The organism is Corynebacterium sp. HMSC067D03 (assembly GCF_001811185.1).
Classification (GTDB): Bacteria; Actinomycetota; Actinomycetes; order Mycobacteriales; family Mycobacteriaceae; genus Corynebacterium; species Corynebacterium coyleae.
In genome coordinates this window covers 20,416-38,606 of the sequence record NZ_KV803780.1, presented here as the reverse complement: position 1 = coordinate 38,606, position 18,191 = coordinate 20,416, and the positions used below count along the sequence as shown (strand labels likewise).

General features: G+C 61.1%; 10 protein-coding genes. 6 read left to right on the top strand and 4 right to left on the bottom strand.

The window, feature by feature from the left end; genetic code table 11:
- Positions 1-415 precede the first annotated feature (415 nt).
- Entirely contained in the window at positions 416-2,500 is a 2,085-nt protein-coding gene (locus HMPREF2785_RS00140) for an ATP-binding protein (RefSeq protein ID WP_070613720.1), read from the bottom strand.
- A gap of 15 nt (positions 2,501-2,515) precedes the next feature.
- Positions 2,516-3,568 carry a DNA cytosine methyltransferase gene (locus HMPREF2785_RS11425; RefSeq protein WP_083279389.1) on the bottom strand — a complete coding sequence of 351 codons (1,053 nt, stop codon included), beginning with the start codon at positions 3,566-3,568 and terminating at the stop codon, positions 2,516-2,518.
- A 220-nt stretch (positions 3,569-3,788) separates the two neighbouring features.
- Here HMPREF2785_RS11425 and HMPREF2785_RS00130 point away from each other — a divergent pair, with 220 nt between their 5' ends.
- The 3 genes from HMPREF2785_RS00130 to HMPREF2785_RS00120 all read left to right on the top strand — a co-directional run bounded on the left by HMPREF2785_RS00130 (position 3,789) and on the right by HMPREF2785_RS00120 (position 14,082).
- Positions 3,789-10,115 (top strand): DEAD/DEAH box helicase, encoded by a 6,327-nt coding sequence (locus tag HMPREF2785_RS00130; RefSeq protein WP_070422109.1) that lies wholly within the window; start codon positions 3,789-3,791, stop codon positions 10,113-10,115.
- 4 nt (positions 10,116-10,119) lie between these two features.
- Positions 10,120-12,495: a 3'-5' exonuclease gene (locus HMPREF2785_RS00125; protein ID WP_070613711.1), complete on the top strand. Its 2,376-nt coding sequence runs from the start codon at positions 10,120-10,122 to the stop codon at positions 12,493-12,495.
- Between the two features lie 210 nt (positions 12,496-12,705).
- On the top strand, positions 12,706-14,082 hold the full coding sequence (locus HMPREF2785_RS00120) for a hypothetical protein (RefSeq protein WP_070422094.1): 1,377 nt from the start codon (positions 12,706-12,708) through the stop codon (positions 14,080-14,082).
- A 39-nt stretch (positions 14,083-14,121) separates the two neighbouring features.
- Here the strand turns inward: HMPREF2785_RS00120 and HMPREF2785_RS00115 are convergent, their stop codons facing one another.
- Positions 14,122-15,075: a GIY-YIG nuclease family protein gene (locus HMPREF2785_RS00115; RefSeq protein ID WP_070422093.1), complete on the bottom strand. Its 954-nt coding sequence runs from the start codon at positions 15,073-15,075 to the stop codon at positions 14,122-14,124.
- A gap of 191 nt (positions 15,076-15,266) precedes the next feature.
- Between HMPREF2785_RS00115 and HMPREF2785_RS00110 the strand changes: the two genes are divergently transcribed.
- The 3 genes from HMPREF2785_RS00110 (at position 15,267) to HMPREF2785_RS00100 (ending at position 17,256) form a co-directional block, all read left to right on the top strand.
- Positions 15,267-15,653: a hypothetical protein gene (locus HMPREF2785_RS00110; RefSeq protein ID WP_070422092.1), complete on the top strand. Its 387-nt coding sequence runs from the start codon at positions 15,267-15,269 to the stop codon at positions 15,651-15,653.
- Between the two features lie 191 nt (positions 15,654-15,844).
- Positions 15,845-16,102 carry a helix-turn-helix transcriptional regulator gene (locus tag HMPREF2785_RS00105; protein ID WP_246821113.1) on the top strand — a complete coding sequence of 86 codons (258 nt, stop codon included), beginning with the start codon at positions 15,845-15,847 and terminating at the stop codon, positions 16,100-16,102.
- Positions 16,099-17,256: a type II toxin-antitoxin system HipA family toxin gene (locus HMPREF2785_RS00100; RefSeq protein WP_070613709.1), complete on the top strand. Its 1,158-nt coding sequence runs from the start codon at positions 16,099-16,101 to the stop codon at positions 17,254-17,256. The genes HMPREF2785_RS00105 and HMPREF2785_RS00100 overlap by 4 nt, the downstream gene beginning before the upstream one ends.
- Before the next feature lie 49 nt (positions 17,257-17,305).
- On the opposite strand, the gene HMPREF2785_RS00095 is transcribed toward HMPREF2785_RS00100, so the two are convergent.
- Positions 17,306-17,752 carry a hypothetical protein gene (locus HMPREF2785_RS00095; RefSeq protein WP_070613708.1) on the bottom strand — a complete coding sequence of 149 codons (447 nt, stop codon included), beginning with the start codon at positions 17,750-17,752 and terminating at the stop codon, positions 17,306-17,308.
- Between the last annotated feature and the right edge of the window lie 439 nt (positions 17,753-18,191).

Below are 18,191 nucleotides of genomic sequence, written 5' to 3'. Positions count from 1 at the left end.
CGACACTGCTACCAAATAGCCGGTCGCAACAGCAAATGCACAACTGGGCTTCTTTGAAGCCCCGCGTACAGATCCAGTTGTAGCGGGATGGTGGTGGGGGAACCAAGGAAGCCGATACGCCTTTGCATAGCAATGAGGAGCGGCGTGCTGCGCAGGTGGAGATAGCTGCGAATGGTCGGAAGGTGCCGAAACAGATTACGAAAGTTGACGCGAAACTGAAAGACGCTGCTGAGTTGCCGGTGGCGGATCGGACGTGGACGCATCCGCAGTTGGGTGTGAAGTCGGTGTGCGAGTACCGGTGCGGCCGGTTAGACCGGGAAGGCGTACTTGCGGTTGTGAGCGGGTTTAGAGGGACCAACTGGAAAGTGGAGCTAGAATGTACAAGAGCTGGGTGGATAAGGTTTTGCTTCGCAGACTAGTCGGATTCTTCGTCTTTTACGTTGAAACGGAAGTACGGTAGCTCCTTGTTTTGACTCTGCGCATTAAAGAATTCGCGATAAACTGACCGAGCGTTGTTTAGGAGCTCCTCATAGGTTGTTACCAGAATACCCACCGCGGCCAACTGCTCAATCTCTGTGGGATCAACACCGTAGTATTCACTGTCAGTCTGAATTGCAGATGTCGGCGCCACGAATATTGCACTAATATTCGCCCAAGTTCTGCCGCTCCGCTTAGTGGCCGGTAATCGGTTGAAGAGGCCCTTGCGGTAGCGATTTACCTGATCGGTGATCGCTGACTGGGTAATTTTAGACCGGCTTGAGTGTCCCTTGCCATCGTGACGTTTTAACTCCACAACAACGGGTAGATCCTGTTCGGCAATCTCGACGAAAATGTCAATGTACCCACGTTTATGCTCGTCTGAAGTCTCATTGCGGATTTCGGTGAAATGCTGTTTTGTTATTCTGATTTCCTCTTCCGATTTGGTCGAACGATTCCAAAAGGGGTTTAGGAGCCAAGGGTTCTCGAACAGACATTCCTCGAAAGCCTTCTCTACCTCACTTTTCTTATCCACTAACGTTTGAAGCCGTTCGATCGCGTTCAAACGCTTTGCCGCTGCGTCGGCCATCTGCCATCTGTCTTGGCGCGCCACATTCCCCAAGTACTTGGTTACCAAGGTTAATACGCTACGCTCGTCGCTTACCCCGTTAGGGAGCTCATGTGAAATTTCCTTGAGTTCGAGGCTCTCCACCAATGTTGTTACGCTATTGATGAAGGTGACCTTCTCTTCATTGCTCATCCAGTCTTCGTTTTCGAAGTCTTCGAAGCTGCCCATGAGGCGCAACAACTTACTGTTGAACGATCTTTGTGCCGTCGAGAGTCCGTTCTCCCAAGTGCTATATTTTTTATCTTTCTTAACTAGATCCGGGAGATTCTCGCGAGCATCCGACTCTTTGAGTTTGTTCCATTGATCAATGGCTCGATTTTGCATCGCTTCCGCGAGTTCCACCAGTTTTTCGACTTCAGGGTCAGATTGGTCCAGGCCCTGTCGCGATGAAGTGATAGGGTCTTCCGATTGTTCGTTGAGAAAATCGGCGGTCATCTCGCCGGTGATGTATCGTCCACCCATCTGTGCTGAACGTCTGGATTTCAACAAGTCTTCATCAGCGACCTTTCCGTTAATGTAAACAAGAAGGTTGCCCATTCCTAGGTCTGTAAGGCGTTGCGGTTGATCAATGACTCCGAGCCAAGCCTTGACACCTTTTTCTTTCAGTCGCTCCACGTCTTGAATGGAGGTACGCGAGTTGTTTCTGGAAGGGCGGTACAGTTGCCTATCAGTGGCATGCGGAAAGAGTTCTTCAACTTCTTCCTCGCTATAGCCGATATAATTTAGAGCGCGTACGTGCTCATATAGTAGGTCTGCTGGACTTAAATCAACTTTATTGGTGTTAACAAATACATTTACGTTCGAATTCCGCAGTGAGAATCTACGGGTGAGCTGAGTTTCCAGATACTTAGTAGTCGCTTGCGTGGTTGCCCTGCGAAGGTTATTAATGACTACTACGAAGCCAGAAGTTAGTTGATGGTGCGATAGCTCCTCTGGAAGAGAGTTGAGTTCAGAGGCCTCAGTCTCGTATTTGACAGCATTGCTCTCATCCACCATTTGAGAATACGAGAGCGTAAAAGTGATCCATTTCTCGTCTTTCTGGGTCTTGGTGAAGACGGTGTATTGATCCCCAAGGCTGAAAGCGGCGAGTTTGCCAATTCCTTTCTTCCCCATTGGATTCCGCTTTGGTTTACCAAGCGGAGGTTCGAAATCTTTCTTAGCTTGCCCAATACTCGCATACTGTGACCTGATATCCGCCAGAGACAGCCCGACACCGTCATCCGCAATTACAATCTGCTTGCTATTCAGTTCGATCCAGATATTTTCAGCATAGGCATCGTAGGAGTTGGCGACTAACTCGGCCAGAGCGGATGGGGAGCTCGTGTAAAGCTGACGACCGAGGTGAGTGGCAGCTGTGTTAGCCGTGTAAAATTCAATCACTTGCTGTTTGGGCATGAAGCAAGCATAGCCTTAGATTTCCTCGGTATGAGACACAATTGCGTGCCCTAGGACTTGTCCCAGTTTCGGTGGTACCGCGTTACCTATCTGGATTGCAACTGGCTGTGAGTGGTAATTGGTACCTATTTCAGGAGGCACGAAGTGATAGTCCTCGGGGAAAGTTTGAAGTAAAGCGCCCTCGCGCAAGCTTAGAGCGCGATCCTGTTCGGGATGACCAAACCTTCCGGATCCGTAGCCGATAAATTGTGTAGTGATGGTCGGCGACAGCCTATCCCACTGCATCCGACCGTATACCGATGTATAGCTTTTCCCTGAAGGCTTTTTGTAGGCGTTCGGTAGAAGTGTTGCTGGCCAATCTCTCCAAGTTCCGCCCGGTTTTGATGCGCGAATGCGCTGAAGGTTTATGTCACTCAAGGCCCGGGAACGGTGCAAATTATCAATATGATGAGTTTGACCAGCTTCAAGCGGGGCGAGATGCCCGATCGTATCCCTTACCGTCACAACATCGCTGAGGGAGTGAGTGGCGGGAGGGAGTGAAATTGGGCCGAGACGAGATGCCAGTAAGACCAAACGCTTGCGTGATTGCGGCACTCCATAAATGGCGGTATTTACAGATCCCCAGTTTAGGTGATAGCCAAGTTGTTCCAGGAGATCTATGAATTTCTTAAATACTTGTTGTTGGGCCAAATTTGGGACGTTCTCCATCGAGACAATCTCGGGGCGCAAATCCATAACGTGGTCCGCAAAATGTTCCAAAAGATACATTTTGGAACTTTTAGCCGGTGCGTCAATCGGAAGTCGGTTGTAAGTGGAAAACGGCTGGCAGGGAGCGCAGCCCATGAGTACTCGGATGTCAGTGTCGCTTGGATAAAGGGAGCGAAGCTCTCCGGATGCGATCTCCGCCACATCTTTAAGGTTGAATGTAGAACCTGGATTATTCGTCTCATATGCAAACTTACTGTGGCGATCAATGTCGTAACCAGCCACAACTTGGATCCCGGCTGACCGCATCCCACAAGTCAGGCCACCCACTCCGCAGAAGAGATCTACGCCGCGAACTTTCATAGCGATTGATTAAACACTATCGTACGCGAGTAGTCAGAAGTTTCATCTTCGGCACCGTGCCTCGAGTTGAGTTGGCCTCGGTGATCCTAGTCCCTAGAGGGTATGTGATCTTCTCAACTAGGTGATTTCTCAAGAGCATTTTCCATTCGGTCTCCTTCCTTCTCGAACAAGGTCGAGGTAACATAGCTCAGCGATCTTTTAGGATGGCTACACTTTGGGCGTGTCTACCCTCATCCCCGTCCACGCATCGGAGCACGTCCTCGGGGGCGTGTCCGAGTATCTTGCAACTGCGTTCTCGCTTGCGAACCCGGAGACGTCCAACGCGCTGAAGGCGTTTCTGGAGGACACGGAGCGGGGCATGTTCCACGGTCCGTACGTGCGCACGCGGTTGCCGTATGCACGCGCGATCGGGTGGGATGGGATCCTGGATTGGATGCCCGACTGGTTTACGCCGTACCACCACCAGGCGGAGGCGTTCCGCAGGCTGCGTAGCAGGGATGAGCAGGGGGTGCGGCATCCGGAGCCGACGCTGGTGATCACGGGGACCGGCTCCGGTAAGACGGAGTCCTTCCTGTACCCGGTGCTGGACCACGCGGCGCGGGCTCGCGCTGAGGGGCAGCGCGGCACAAAGGCGCTGCTGCTGTACCCGATGAACGCGCTGGCGAATGACCAGGCGGATCGTCTGGCCAAGCTGATCACCAACGAGCCGGCTCTTGCTGGTGTCACTGCCGGAATCTTCACGGGTGAGGCGACAGGCAGCGTCAAGAGGGTCACGAAGGATTCGTTGATTAACGACCGTGACCAGATCCGCCAGGATCCGCCGGACATCCTGCTCACCAACTACAAGATGCTGGACCAGCTGCTGTTGCGGGAGGCGGACCGGGAGATCTGGAAGCGCTCGGCAACCTCGCTGCAGTACCTGGTGTTGGATGAGTTCCACACCTACGACGGTGCGCAGGGTACGGACGTGGCGCTGTTGCTGCGTCGATTAGGGCTCATGCTCAAGCAGCACCAACCGGAAGGCTTCGCAGCCGAGTACGCGCCGAACCCGCTGGGGCAGGTCACACCGGTAGCGACGTCGGCAACCCTCGGTGGCAAGGACGACACACAAAAGGTGCTCGACTTCGCTGAGACCATCTTCGGCGAGACGTTCACCCCGGATGCGCTGGTGGGCGAGAAGACGCTGACGTACGCGGAGTGGACGGACGAGATCGCGCAGACGTTCGGCGCGCACGCCGCTCCCCTCTCCCCCGACATTGACCAGCTGCGCGGCATCGTGGACGCGATTGCTGGCGACGCCTCCGGCCGTGACCACGCCGATGTGGTGCTGGACGTGTTCCGCACGCAGCTGTGGGGCGTGGACGCTGGTGCGGACCTGAAGACCACCATCGCCGCGTACGCGGTGCACCCGCTGACTGAGAAGCTCCTCAGCACAGCGAACCCGGCGAAGTCTCTGATCCGCCGTGAGGGCGAGGGCGGCAAGTCGCTGCCGGAGGCGATGTTCGACCCGATAGTAGTGCGCACCCTGGGCGAGACCACTGCGCGGGAGTTTGTCACCCACCTACTCACCGCTGTAGCGCAGATCCGCGCGCTCGCGGGTGAGGAGTTCGGCTTTGGCGGCAAGCGCCTGCCAGGTGTGGAAACGCACCTGTGGGTGCGCGAGGTTTCCCGCATCGAGCGTGCTGTGACACCCACCGAGGACGGCGAGACGTTCCGGTTCGCGGACGACGGCCAGCTCGGCGGCGACAACACCGGCGTGTGGCTGCCGGCCACGTACTGCCGCTCGTGCGGTCGCGCCGGGTGGATGACGGCACTCGAGCCGGGTACGGATGCGGTGGTGCTGAATGGGTCGGAGATCCGGAAGGCGAGCGTCGATAAGCCTGAGCTTGTGCGCCCCTTGATTGATGCCACTGCTGAGCACCGCGAAGCCGTGAAGAACCACCTGGAGCTGACCCAGCTGGGCGACGAAGACGGCAACCGCGCGCTGATGTGGTTCCACACCGAATCCCGCATGCTGTCGCGTACCGAGCCCAGCGAGGAAGAGCTCGCCGAGGGCCGCTCCGTGCCGGTGCTCACGTACACGGGGCTCAACGCCGAGGAGCTCGCGCGCGAGCAGACGTGCCCGTCGTGCGGCGAGGCGGATGCCATCCGCTACATCGGCTCGCGCGTGGCCACGCTTTTGTCGGTGGGGCTGTCCAACCTGTTCGGCATGCCGTCGCTGGAGCAGAATGAGAAGAAGACGCTGGTGTTCGCGGACTCCGTGCAGGACGCGGCGCACCGCGCGGGCTTCGTGCAGTCCAGGGCGCGCGCGTTTGGCGTCCGTACGCTGATGCGCAGCGTCGTCGGCGACGACGAGGTGTCGCTCGCGCAGATGCCGCTGCGGATTCTGGAGCGAGCGGACGAGGCCGCGGACCCGGCGCGTGCGCGCTTTGAACTGCTGCCGCCGGAGGTTGCGGAGACCACCACGTTCACGCCGTTTTGGGCGAAGGACGCTGATACCGCGGCTCGTCGAGAGGCCACCACTGCTGCGCTGCACCGCCTGGGGCTTGATGCGGCGCTCGAATTCGGGCAGCGTGCGCACCTGCCGCGCTCGTTGGTGTCCACGGGTGCGCTGGTGCCGTCGGTGCAGGTGGACGATGAGGTCCTGCTTGCGGCTGCCGAGGAGGCGCTGCAGCACGTGGACGAGGCCCTGTTCGAGGTCGCGGACGCCGGCTCGCCGGAGCTTCGGCTGCGCTGGCTGCGGGGCCTGCTGGAGCAGGTGCGCGACCGTGGCGGCGTGTACTCGCCGATGTTGAAGACCTACCTGCAGGACGACGCGAACTCGTGGCGCCTGCACAACCGCTTTGCCAAAGCGCACGGCATGCCGACCTTCCCCAAGGGCGGAGCGCCTGAGTTCCCGCGCTCGGGGACCGCGTTGGATGACAAGGACCGTGGCATCACTCCCCTGGGCAGCCCGCGCGGGCGGTACGCGCGGTGGACGTCGAAGGTGCTGGGGATCTCCACCCACGACGCCACGAACGTGCTCACCAACGTGTTCAAGGTGCTCGCCCGCGAGGGCGCGGTGCAAGCGGTGTCCACCAACTCCGGCGGCACCATCTACGCGCTTGCGCCGGAGAGCGTGGTGGTGCGCCACGAGGACGCAGCCGAGATGTTGCACTGTGGGGTGTGCCGGGGACCCTTGGGCGCGGACAGGCAAACCCGCTCCTTGCTCGCCGGGCTGCCGTGCCCGACGCCCGGCTGCCTCGGCGAGCTTGCAGCGGAAGGCATCGAGCAGAACTACTACTCGCGGCTGTACACCTCCACCACCCCGCGCGCGGTGGTGGCGCGCGAGCACACCGGCCTGATTCCCAAGGAGGAGCGGCTGGCGCTGGAGCGAGCGTTCCGCGGCACCGACGACGAGGCGCCGAACGCGCCGAACGTGCTGGTGGCCACGCCGACGCTGGAGATGGGTATCGATATCGGCGACCTGTCCACGGTCATGCTCGCGTCGCTGCCTACGTCTGTGTCCTCGTACGTGCAGCGCGTGGGCCGCGCCGGGCGCCTGACCGGCAACTCGCTGGTGCTCGCGTTCGTGCAGGGCCGCGGCACGATGCTGCCGAAGCTGAACCAGCCGCTGTCTGTGATCGCGGGTGCCGTGGTGCCGCCGGCGGCGTTCCTCTCCGCCACCGAGATCCTGCGCAGGCAGACGACCGCGTACCTGGTGGACACAATGGCGTTTGCTGCCAATGGGTTGCAGGTGGCGCACGCGCAGGACGTGTTCAGTAGCCGTAAGACGTCGCTAGTGCAAGTGCTCAGTGAGGAGATCGCGGCCGGGGTTGCATCTCGTGTGGATGCGTTTTTGGCCACGGTTGAGGACGGCCACGTGGACGATGCAACCGTGGACGGCGTGCGCGAGTGGGCATGCGGTCAGGGCCCGGACTCGCTGCTCGGCGAGCTCGAGCGCACCCGCTTGCTGTGGGAGGCGGAGAAGTCCGAGCTGCAGGCGCGCTGGGACACGTTGGCGGACAGGTTGAAGGAGCTCGAGGCCAAGGTCGACCCCAACGCGGGCACCGAGAACGCCGACCCGGAACTGGAGCGCGAAAAGCGCAGCACCCGGGCGGCGTGGCGGCGCGCCGGGCGCGACTACAACGAGATCCTGCTCGACGATTTCTGGATCAGCTCCATGGAGCGCTACGGGCTGCTGCCCAACTTCACGCTGTTGGATGACTCCGTGGAGCTGGCCGTGGTGGTTTCCCAGCTCAACCCGTCGTCGATGCAGATCGACCCGGAGACCTTCGAGCTCTCCCGCGGCGTGTCCTCCGCGCTGACGGAACTCGCGCCGGGCAACACGTTCTACGCCCGCGGCATCGCCGCCACGGTGGACGCCGTCGAGCTCGGCGCGGGTGGCGCGGACGTGGAGCAGTGGCGTCTGTGCCCGGAATGCTCCTACGGCGAGAAAGTGGTCACCGGTACTGCGCCGGGCGCGTGCCCGGTCTGTGGTGCGGGCGCGTTCGCGGACAAGGGCCAGATTGTGGAGACGGTGCGCATGCGCCGTGTCTCCGCCGAGGTGGACCGTGCGCGCGCGACCATCGACGGCTCACACGAAGACCGCTTCACCATGTTCTTCCACACCGCACTGAGCTTCTCCGTGCCAGACGGCGGTCACGGCGGCAAGTGGTTCCTCTCCCAGGGCTTCGGCGCGGAGTACCTGCGGTACGTGAACTTGAACTGGTTCAATCTGGGCCGCGGCCCCGCCACGAAGAAGATGTTGGCGGGTAAAGAGATTGACGCTCCCCTGTTCACCGTGTGCAACTACTGCGGGCACCTGGACTCGCAGAAGGGCGCGAACTCGAAGTGGGACCACAGGCCGTGGTGCCCGAAGCGTACCGCCCGCGAGGAAGAGTCCGTCACGGTCGCGCTGGGCCGCACGCTGCAGACCCAGGGCGTGCTGCTGCACGTGCCGGTGCAACTGACCGCGGGCGACAAGGCGACCATCCCGAGCCTGACCGCCGCGATCAAGCTGGGCTTCAAGGAGGTCCTCGGCGGCGACCCGGACCACCTCAACGTGGTCACGGTGCGCGTGCCGGACGCCACCGGCAAGACGGTCGAGGCCCTGCTCATGCACGACAACGTGCCGGGCGGCACCGGGTACCTCTCACAGTTCGCCTCGCCTGAGGACGTCCGCAGGCTCCTCGAACGCGCCTTCACCAAGGTGCGGGACTGCGACTGCGCTGCGGACGAGCGCCTCGCGTGCCCGGACTGCCTGCTGCCGTACACGAACTTCCAGCACGTCGAGGTCACCTCCCGCGCCGCCGCCGAGCGCGCCCTGCGCGCGATCCTGAGCAACCAGGACCACCCCGCCCAGGACCTGGATCCGCTGTCGGTGCAGTGGACCCCGCAGACGGAGGCCCCGCAGCTGGACCAGTCCTCCAACCTGGAGGTCCGCTTCCGCGAGATGATGCGCGACGCGCTCGAGGCTCGCAATGCGACGGTCAAGGACATCCCCAACGCCGGCGGCGTGGAGTGGCACATCACGTTCGCCACCGGTGAGGAGTGGAGAATGCGCGAGCAGGTGGACTACGGCTACACGCGCCCGGACTTCCTGTTCCAGCACCGCCGCAACCCGTTGCTGCGCTCAGTGGCTGTCTACACCGACGGTGCCGCGTTCCACTTCAGCGCGCAGTACTACCGCTTCCCCACCGACATACACAAACGCAACAGTCTGCACTTCGGCGACAAGCAGATCCTGCCGTGGAACGTCACCGACGCCGGCCTGGATTGGTTTGCACGGGAGACGACGTTCGGCGAGGCCGCACCGGCGTGGGTCAGCGAAAAAGCGGAGAAGCGCACGCGCGCCATGAATGGCATCGGCAACAACGAAATCGCGTTTTTGAAGGCCTCCCCCATCACGCAGCTGCTGACCTACCTGGCGGAGCCGGAACGGTCCTCGTACGCGCTGATGGACAAAGCCCTGCTGCAGATGCTCAGCACCTCCGTGGTGCCCTCGCGCATCCCGGGCGGGGCGCGCCTGACGTTCCGCAACGAGATCCACTTCGACGCCGCCAAGGTAGGCGAAGAGATGGTGCTGCAACGATTGCTTGTCAGCGCTCTCACGCCCGGCTCCATCACCGAAGACAACTGGCGCGACTTCCTGCGCTTCGCCAACATCGTGTGGCTGGCCAACAACACCGTCACGGTCGACGTTGGCGACGGGGATGCTGTGGGCGTTGGGCAACCGGAGGACGTCGAGAAGCAAAGTGCCGTCGAGGCCGCGGTCAGTGGGCTGTGGGCCGAAGCGATCGAAGAGTTCGAAGACGAAGCCGACGTTGCCGCCGCGCTGCGCACCCTCGTGGACGCGGGCGCGCCGCCGACCGAGGAGATCGGCGAGGAAATCGGCTCCATCCCGACCGCCGTGTCCTGGACCGAACTGCGCATTGCGCTGCTGATCGGGCAGGACGCCTCCTACGCGGGTGCCGAAGCCAAGCTTCGCGAGCAAGGCTGGACGCTACTGTACCCCGATACACTCTCGGCAGAGACGATCCCGGCCGCGCTGCTGGGTAAGGAGTAACACCATGGTGACGTTTAGCCTGTACAGCGGGTTGGACCTCGACGGCGCACTGATGAAGCCGACGATGAACTTCCTGCAGAAGCTCTCTGCGGACCCGACGAACCCGTCGCTGAAGATCAAGACACTCACGAACGCCGTGGACAAGCGCGTGCGCACCGGCCGCATCAACGACCAGTTCCGCGCGGTGCTCTTTGAGATCCGCGACCAGGACACGCACCACTTCGTGCTTGTGGACGTGGACTCGCACGACGAAGGCAACCTCAAGGCTGAGCGGCTGGACCCGGCGCGGCTGCGGCTGGACGTGAACCCGATCAACGGCATTACGACGCTGATCAAGGAGGAGCCTGCTGCGGGGGATGCTGGTTCTGGTGCTTCGGCGGATGTTGATTCGCGCGCCAAGGCCGAGGCGGCTGCACGTGCCGCGCGCGAGCTGGCGGCGCAACAGGCGAAGGCGGTCGCGGAGGAGAAGGGGGTGGAGGCGGAGCTCGTCGAGAAGCAATCGCCCGCACCGCGCGAGGTGTTGGGTGAGCTGACGCCCGAGAAGTTGTGGGAGGAGCTGGGCATCGACCCGGCGCTGACCGGGCAAGTGTTGGCGCTCGAGTCCGAGGACGGGTTGGACGCGCTGTTGGCGACGCGGCCGAAGTGGGAGCACGAGGCTGTGTTGGCGCTGGTGGCGGGGTATTCGGTTGAGGAGACGCGCGAGTCGCTGGGCCTGCGGAAGGTCTCGGCGTCGGAGGCGGCGGAGTCCGAGGACGCGCGTCTGTTGGCTGGTTTGCGGCAGGCGGCTGCGGAGCTGGAGTTCGCGTACGTGGACGATGTGGAGACCGAGTCCCTGCGCAGCGTGATCGAGTCCGGCAGCTTTGAGAAGTGGCGCGTGTACATCCATCCGGAGCAGCGCCGCATGGCGGAGAACTCGTACAAGGGCTCCGCGCGCGTGTTCGGCGGTGCGGGCACCGGCAAGACGGTGGTGGCGGTGCACCGCGCGAACAACCTGGCCATGGGGCGCGTTGCCGGGGCGGGACCGCGCGTGCTGCTGACCACGTTTACGAAGGGTCTGGCGCAGGGGTTGAAGTCCCAGCTCAACGCGCTGAATCCGTCGTACCCGGAGGCCGGTGAACCCGGCGAGGACGGTGTGTGGGTGGACAACATTGACGCCGTGGTGCGCAAGGTGGTCTCTTTGGGCACGCCCGAAGAGGTTTCGGAGGCAACCCGGCGAGTCCTCGGCGTCGCCGCTCCGCGCGTGCGCCCCTACACAGACATGGCCGCCCGCCAGGTGTGGGAAGGCGCGCTTGAGGCTACCGACGAATCCATGCCCCGCGAGATTGCCAACGAAGCGTTCCTGCAGGCCGAGTACGAAACCGTGGTGCTGGCGGGTGGCATTACCACGCTGGCGGAGTACCTCAAGCTCGCGCGCACCGGTCGCGGCACGCCGCTGAACCGCAAGCAGCGTAAACAGGTGTGGGCCGTGCTGGAGTCGCTGATGCAGACCCAGGCCATCGACGGCCAGCTGTTCTGGCCCACCATGTCCGCCGTGGGCGCGGAGATTTTGAACGTGCGTTACGAGCGCGGCAGCGGATCCTTGTTCGACCACGTGGTTGTGGACGAGGCCCAGGACTTCAACGCCGGCCACTGGCGCTTCCTGCGCGCGTGCGTGGCGGAGGGCCCGAACGATGTTTTCATCGCCGAGGACTCCCACCAGCGCATCTACGGCAACCCGTTGACCCTGTCGCACTTTGGCATTTCTACTCGCGGCCGCGCGTCTCGACGTTTGACGCTGAACTACCGCACCACCAAAGAGAACCTGGACTATGCGCTGCGCATTCTGGTCGGCGGTGACATGGAGTTCTTGGACGGCGAGGGCGAGGTCGACTCGGTGGGCGGGTACCGCTCCGCGCGCACCGGCCCGGCGCCGATGATTGTGACCGCGGCGTCGGAAGACGAGGAATTCGCCGTTGCGGCGGCGTTGATCAACGGCTGGCTTGAGGAAGCCGAGCGCGCCGGTGAAGACGGGCCGCGCAAGGAAGTCCGCGTCGGGGTGATGTGCCGCACCCGCGGGCAGCTCTCCCGCGTGGTGTCCGGTCTTGCCGACCACGGCATCGACGCCGTCCAGACCAAAAACGCCGAGTTGGCCTCCCATGAGCAGGTTTCCGTGATGACCATGCACGGCGCCAAAGGCATGGAGTTCACCCACGTGATTCTCATGGGAGTGGGCAAGGAGATCATGCCGCTGCGCTTCCGGCTGAAGAACCTATCCGAGGAAGACGCCCGCGCCGCTCTGCAGCGCGAGCGTTCGCTGCTGTACGTGGCAGCCTCGCGCGCTCGCGACGCGCTGGTGGTGACCACGGTTGGCGAGCGCTCGGAGCTGTTGCCGGAGGGTTAGGGGGTTTCCATGACTTCATGGCATTTCTTCATTCCAGCACCGGAGCCATTACCGATTAGGGATCGGCATCCATATATAAGAAGGCCAAGCATGACATATACCGATCGTGCTGGCACTGAAACTTTTAGCGCCGATAGCGTGTGCCTGGTCCCCCACCAAGTAAATGCCCCTGCGATAGCGCATTCAGCTTTTCAAGCCTGCAGTAATGCAATGAACCGTCGACTTCATCCTAGACGTGTCACAGAGGATCACTCTTTCGTAAGCTCTGGTGACCAGGCTTTCACCGTTTTCGAAATAATCGTTAGTCGGGACTTTTCGCAAGAAACTGGACAGGTTGCTCAGGGTGAAGTCGATAGCCGGGACATTACAGCGGCCTTCGATTTTGGAATTTTGATGCTTAACCAGTGGCTAAGTGCTCTAGCAATAGCGATTGGGGCCCCGGTAGCGCAGGTCAGGAGGGAGGCCCTTCCTAGTTCTATCCCATTCGCACAGGGGGAAAAAGAACCATGGGAACTGGAGCGTCTCGAAATACCATTGCCCACGGTGGAGCCCACCGGTTTGTTCGTGGTGAACCAGAACTTCGATTGCGCGGAAGAACACTTGCCTCAGCCGGATGCAGTTGGCCAATGGATCGATGCTGCATTAGTAAATCTTGATGTTCCCGGACCCTTTATCAGGTACACGGAACTGTATTTCGAAGCTGAACGGTATGAAAGACGATCCGGGGACTACAACGTTGCTTGTATTCTTTACGCTTCTGCGTGCGAGACCCTTATAGATGAGTTACTCCAGCACCTCTTTTGGGAACAGGGGCTATCGCCACACGAAGCTGCCGAGCATTTCCTCAAAGGAAAGTCTGGACGAAAGCAGCAAAAATCGGTAACCGCTTTGATGATGCACGAGCTGTATCCCGTTCTTACCGGACAATCGTGGCGAAAAGAGAAGTTGCGAGAGGAAAATGCGGTTTCCAACTGGTACCGGTATGTAGCCACTATTCGTAACGGTGTCATTCACGGAGGGGCTGCTGTCGATGCAAGCATGATCCGGAATGCTCAAACTGCGGTTGAGGCATTGAATGAATTTTTTGCGAACAGGTTGTTCGAAGCCCGAGAACGATTCCCACGAACAACGTTGGCCTTTCTCGGCGAACAGGGGCTCAAAAACCGAGGAAAATGGGAACAATTCCATAGTCTTGAGCCGTCTTTGCAGAGCGCTAGTGACCGAATGAAGCGGTTTCGGAGGTGGAGCGATTACTTGACGACGTTCAGGAAATTCCCGGACTTGTTTGGAGCACCTGTTCGCGCGGAGGAGAGTGCTGCTCACCTTGTATACGAAGACGGCAGACCATGCGGAGCATATCTCGTTCACGAGGCCGGTTCAGTTGCGAAGAGGCTCTCTATAGAGACGGCCCGCCAGGCACCAGCATTCCAAGAACTGTTTGACAGAGATATCGAACAAGAAGGTCGAACAGTGATTGCCTTTAGAGAAACAGGCGGCGTAAAAGTTCCTACGGGCGCTCGGTGGGATTGCTACGTCTACGAGGCTTTAAGGCCGTTTCCGGTTGCGCCACCAGAGCTACCAAAATGAGGCCTTGGAGCACGCAGGATTCAGCAAGTGGTCGCTTAATTACTCAACCTCACTTACTGCCTGCTGGTCGGCTTCGTCGCCCTCACGGTCTTCCCAGGCTGCGAGCGTTGTGGACGGTTCATCCTGCAGGTGCCACATCGTTCTGCCGTTTGCTGCACCGCCCACCAGGAACGCCGCTGCGGCGGACGGGCTGGTGAACTCCAAGTCTGAGGTCAGCGTGTTGTCCTGGATCTGGTCCGCGTAGCGCTCCCGGGTAGCGTGGACCCCTCGCGGGGCGCTGGGACGCAGCTCCGGCCGCAACGTGGATCCCTCGAGGACGAGGAAACCGGAAGTGGTGCGCTGGCCCAAGCCTTGAACACCTTGGCTGAGAACGGTGAGCTCGAAGACCGGTTCTTCGTCGTCGCTCGGGCGCGCCGAAGCTGAAGCCGTGTTGGTCGAGGTGCGAGACTTCGACGAAGTTGCCTTCGGCTGGAAAGCGGAAACGCCTAGAGCGCTGATGATGAGGTTGGTGTTCTCGATGAACTCGTCCAGCTCTGCTTGGGTCTCTTCGCTGACACTGCCAGCGGACGGGGTGTTGCCGTTGGCAACCTCGTAACGGTCCGCCTTAATAGCGCGCTGGTGGAACGCGTTTTCCAGGAAGGTGATTTCGGTGGCGCCCCAGGAGTCATCCACCACAACCACGTAGATGATGCGGTTGAAAAAGTCTTTGTCCGCGCTGCGTGAATGCTCGGCGGCCCTAGCGAATGCGACGCCGTTCTGGCGGGGCGCGGTTTGGCCGATGTAGATCCGCGGCTTGTCCGTCTCCGGGTTCGTGCCAACCAGGAAATACACCGCGGGGTGGTTCAGCTCCGGACGCCCTCGGAGCTCTTCCGAATTGAGTTCGGTGCGCGGGATTGAATAGACCCGGCCGACCCAATTTCTAATCGAGGCCTTGATCGGCCCGGTGGCAGTGCCGTCCATCATGAAAAGCTGCAGCGTTTTCGGGGAACCCATGTGGTTGAGAGTAATCCGAAAATCAAGCTGACTCAGATTGAGGTGACGGAGGTCGCCGATGGGTCAACCCTTGCGGACTCCGCATTGCGCCGTGTGGGGCCTGCCGAGATTCGACAGTTGCGCAGCGCCATCAGTTAAGCCGGGGTCGGCAATGCCGAGGAAAACTGTGGCGCGGGAGATAGAGTGTTCCTATGAAAAAGCTTCCTCTCCTTGCTGCAACAGCAGCACTACTCATCACAACACTGTCCGCGCCTGCTGCTAACGCCGAGCTGACCCCAACTGAGCGGGACCAGTTCCGCACCGATCCCGTCGGGGCGATTGCTTGGCAAGCTATTAAGGGCTCTTCGGAATACGTGCGCGCCGATGGCAACACCATGATGGCCGCGTCTTTCTTCTCCATGACTTCGCCCGGGGAGAGTATCGGCCTGCCAGCCCTGGAGAACTGCGCCGAGCGCGTCGGCTCCTCTTCGCCGGCAGGCGGTGTGCGCTACGTGGCGGCAGCCCTGTGCGCAACCTTCGACCCGAATGCCCGCAGTCAGGTGCAGCGCGGTGACTTTGGCTACGCGCCGCTGGGCTAAGCCGGTGCGTAGATAGGCGGATGGCTGTGCGTGTGCGACCGCGACCACCCAGCGAGCTCACCCGCGACGGAACGAACGTGCCGATCTGATGGGAAATATCGCAAAATTGAGGGCGCGTGCCTCCAATTCGGATCGAACGCACCGAAATGCACTGTTTTGCGCTAAACTCACGACCTATTGGAACAGATTCGGTGCGAACGTTCCGTAATACGATCGGCGAGGAGGCGTGGCGCGTGGACATTGAGGGGCTCGGCGCTTTTGTGCGCGCTCAGCGCAAGGAGCGGAGGCTGACCCAACTGGAGGTCGCGGAGCTTGCGGACGTGTCGGATCGGTTCCTCCGGGAGCTGGAGCATGGCAAGCCGACGGCGGAGATCGGCAAGGTGATCGAGGTGCTTGCGGTTCTCGGTTACGACCTCGAACCTGTTGTGCATAAGGGTGATCTGCTGTGACGTCCCCGGTTGTTGCAGCAGACGTGTACGTGGGCGAGGAACTGGTCGGCCACTTCACCACCCATGCCGATGGCCGCACGGAGTTCGACTACGTGGAGGGCGCCACGAAGGCTGTGGCCTCAACGCTGCCGATCAGTGGCGCGCCCTACGTCACCTCGGCAGGTGCACTCCCGCCATTTTTTGCCAACCTTCTGCCGGAGGGGAGACGCCTCTCTACGTTGAAGCGCACGGTCAAAGCATCACTTGACGATGAGCTTTCCCTCCTTCTTGCTGTCGGTACCGATACGGTCGGCGATGTCAGCATCGTTCCGCACGGTCAGCCGCTTACGCACGCCTCTGCCGCGGTTGATTTGTCCGGCCCGCTCGATTTCTCCGCCGCTATCACTGACGCAGGCATCGCGGACCCCATTGCGGTTCCCGGTGTGCAAGACAAGGCATCAGCACGCACTATTGCGGCTCCGGTTCGCGGCCACGGCACCGATTACATTCTCAAAATCTCGCCGCCCGAGTACCCGAAGCTTGTAGAGAATGAGGCCGAGTGCTTTGCCATTGCAGCTGCGGCCAAGTATCCACTCACTGAGACGCAGTTGCTTATCGACGACTCCAGCCGCCCCGGCCTCCTCATCACCCGCTTCGACCGGTCAAACGGCGCACGGCTCCACGTCGAAGATGCCGCGCAGATCTTGGGTCTATACCCGAGCGCAAAGTACACCCCGGCGATGGAGGAGGTGGCGGAGGCGATGAAAGCGGTGAGTTCGTCGCCAAGCTTGACCGCCCGATCAATCGCCTTCCAAGTCGCACTTGCGTGGCTGACTGGAAACGGTGACCTTCATGCAAAGAACATGTCGCTGATCTGGGGAGATCACGGGGCTGCGATGTCTCCCATCTACGACATCCCGTCAACGATTCCCTATGGGGATTCCACGATGGCACTGTCAGTGCAAGGGCGAAAAGACAACATCAGTGGCAAGATATTCCGGGCATTCTGTGCGGAAATAGGCTTAACGGAGCGCGCAGCCGAGCGCGTCATGGCTCAAGCCTTGCGCGTAACCGATGGCGCGGCGGAGCGAATAGTCGCTGCGACAGATTTCGATCCGCGGCGGGCGAGAGACCTCACGAGGGTGTTAGACCGGCGGCGGAAGTTATGGAGCTGACGTTGGGGCGTCCCTGCCCTCACCGTCGGTCATCGCCAGCGCGAACCCCCTACCCCTGCCTGACCCGCGCGTCGGCCTCCAGCGCCGCGAACATTAACGCTGCGAGCGCGACGCCGAGCAACGTGTGCGGCTTCTTCACCCCGCGGCGCTCCAGTGCGCGGGCGAGCTTCGTCTGGACGACAACGTGCAGGCGCAGGCCCAGCGCATTCAGCGCGATCCCCCCGGCGAACAGCCCCCACGTGACCTTCGGGTTCGTGGTGTCGGGCTTCTCCTCCACCTTGGCGGTGACGTCGTGGTCGGTGTCTTCGTAGACGGTGTCGAACTTCGCCACCGCCGTCGCGTACGCGCCGAGGATCGCCGTCCACGCGAAGATGCGTCCTGGGGTGGAACGGACGTAGTCGGGTACCGCGATCAGGGCGCCGGCGATGGCGGATTGGGTGAGGCGGTCGGTGGTGGTGTCGTCGTGAAGCGATGCGCTGCGGGTCGGCTGAGTCATGGCGACGAGCCTACCGGCCTGCGCGGCGGCGAGGGGCCAGAACCTTGGTGGTTGCCCTCTGAATCGTTGATGTCGATAGCTCGATGGCAATAGTCCCAGGTCAAGGGGTTTCGCTGTCGGAAGGGGCGAAAACGTGTAAAACGCGCTGACCAGGAACTATCGACATCGAGGTATCGACATCGAGGGGTCGCACGACGCCCGTTACGTCACCGGACAAACCCTCATGGTTGATGTCGGAACCAACAAGTTGTACTAGGCGGGTCTGGCACGATCGGTCCGGGTGCCGCACCTAGCGTGCGGTGGCGTTTGCTCCCGGCCCCACGGTGCCCCTCCGCGCTTCATATGCAGGTCTCGATATGCGTAACCCCTGGTCACGGGGTTTCTGGGGAAAACGGCCGAATTTTCGAAAAACGCTCTGACCGGCACTTACGCATATCGA

Excerpts from the sequence above, each read along its gene's own strand:
- HMPREF2785_RS00140 (WP_070613720.1), bottom strand. The coding sequence starts at position 2,500 with ATGCCCAAACAGCAAGTGATTGAATTTTACACGGCTAACACAGCTGCC.
- HMPREF2785_RS11425 (WP_083279389.1), bottom strand. The coding sequence starts at position 3,568 with ATGAAAGTTCGCGGCGTAGATCTCTTCTGCGGAGTGGGTGGCCTGACT.
- HMPREF2785_RS00125 (WP_070613711.1), top strand. The coding sequence starts at position 10,120 with ATGGTGACGTTTAGCCTGTACAGCGGGTTGGACCTCGACGGCGCACTG.
- HMPREF2785_RS00120 (WP_070422094.1), top strand. The coding sequence starts at position 12,706 with ATGAACCGTCGACTTCATCCTAGACGTGTCACAGAGGATCACTCTTTC.
- HMPREF2785_RS00115 (WP_070422093.1), bottom strand. The coding sequence starts at position 15,075 with ATGGGTTCCCCGAAAACGCTGCAGCTTTTCATGATGGACGGCACTGCC.
- HMPREF2785_RS00110 (WP_070422092.1), top strand. The coding sequence starts at position 15,267 with ATGAAAAAGCTTCCTCTCCTTGCTGCAACAGCAGCACTACTCATCACA.
- HMPREF2785_RS00095 (WP_070613708.1), bottom strand. The coding sequence starts at position 17,752 with ATGACTCAGCCGACCCGCAGCGCATCGCTTCACGACGACACCACCACC.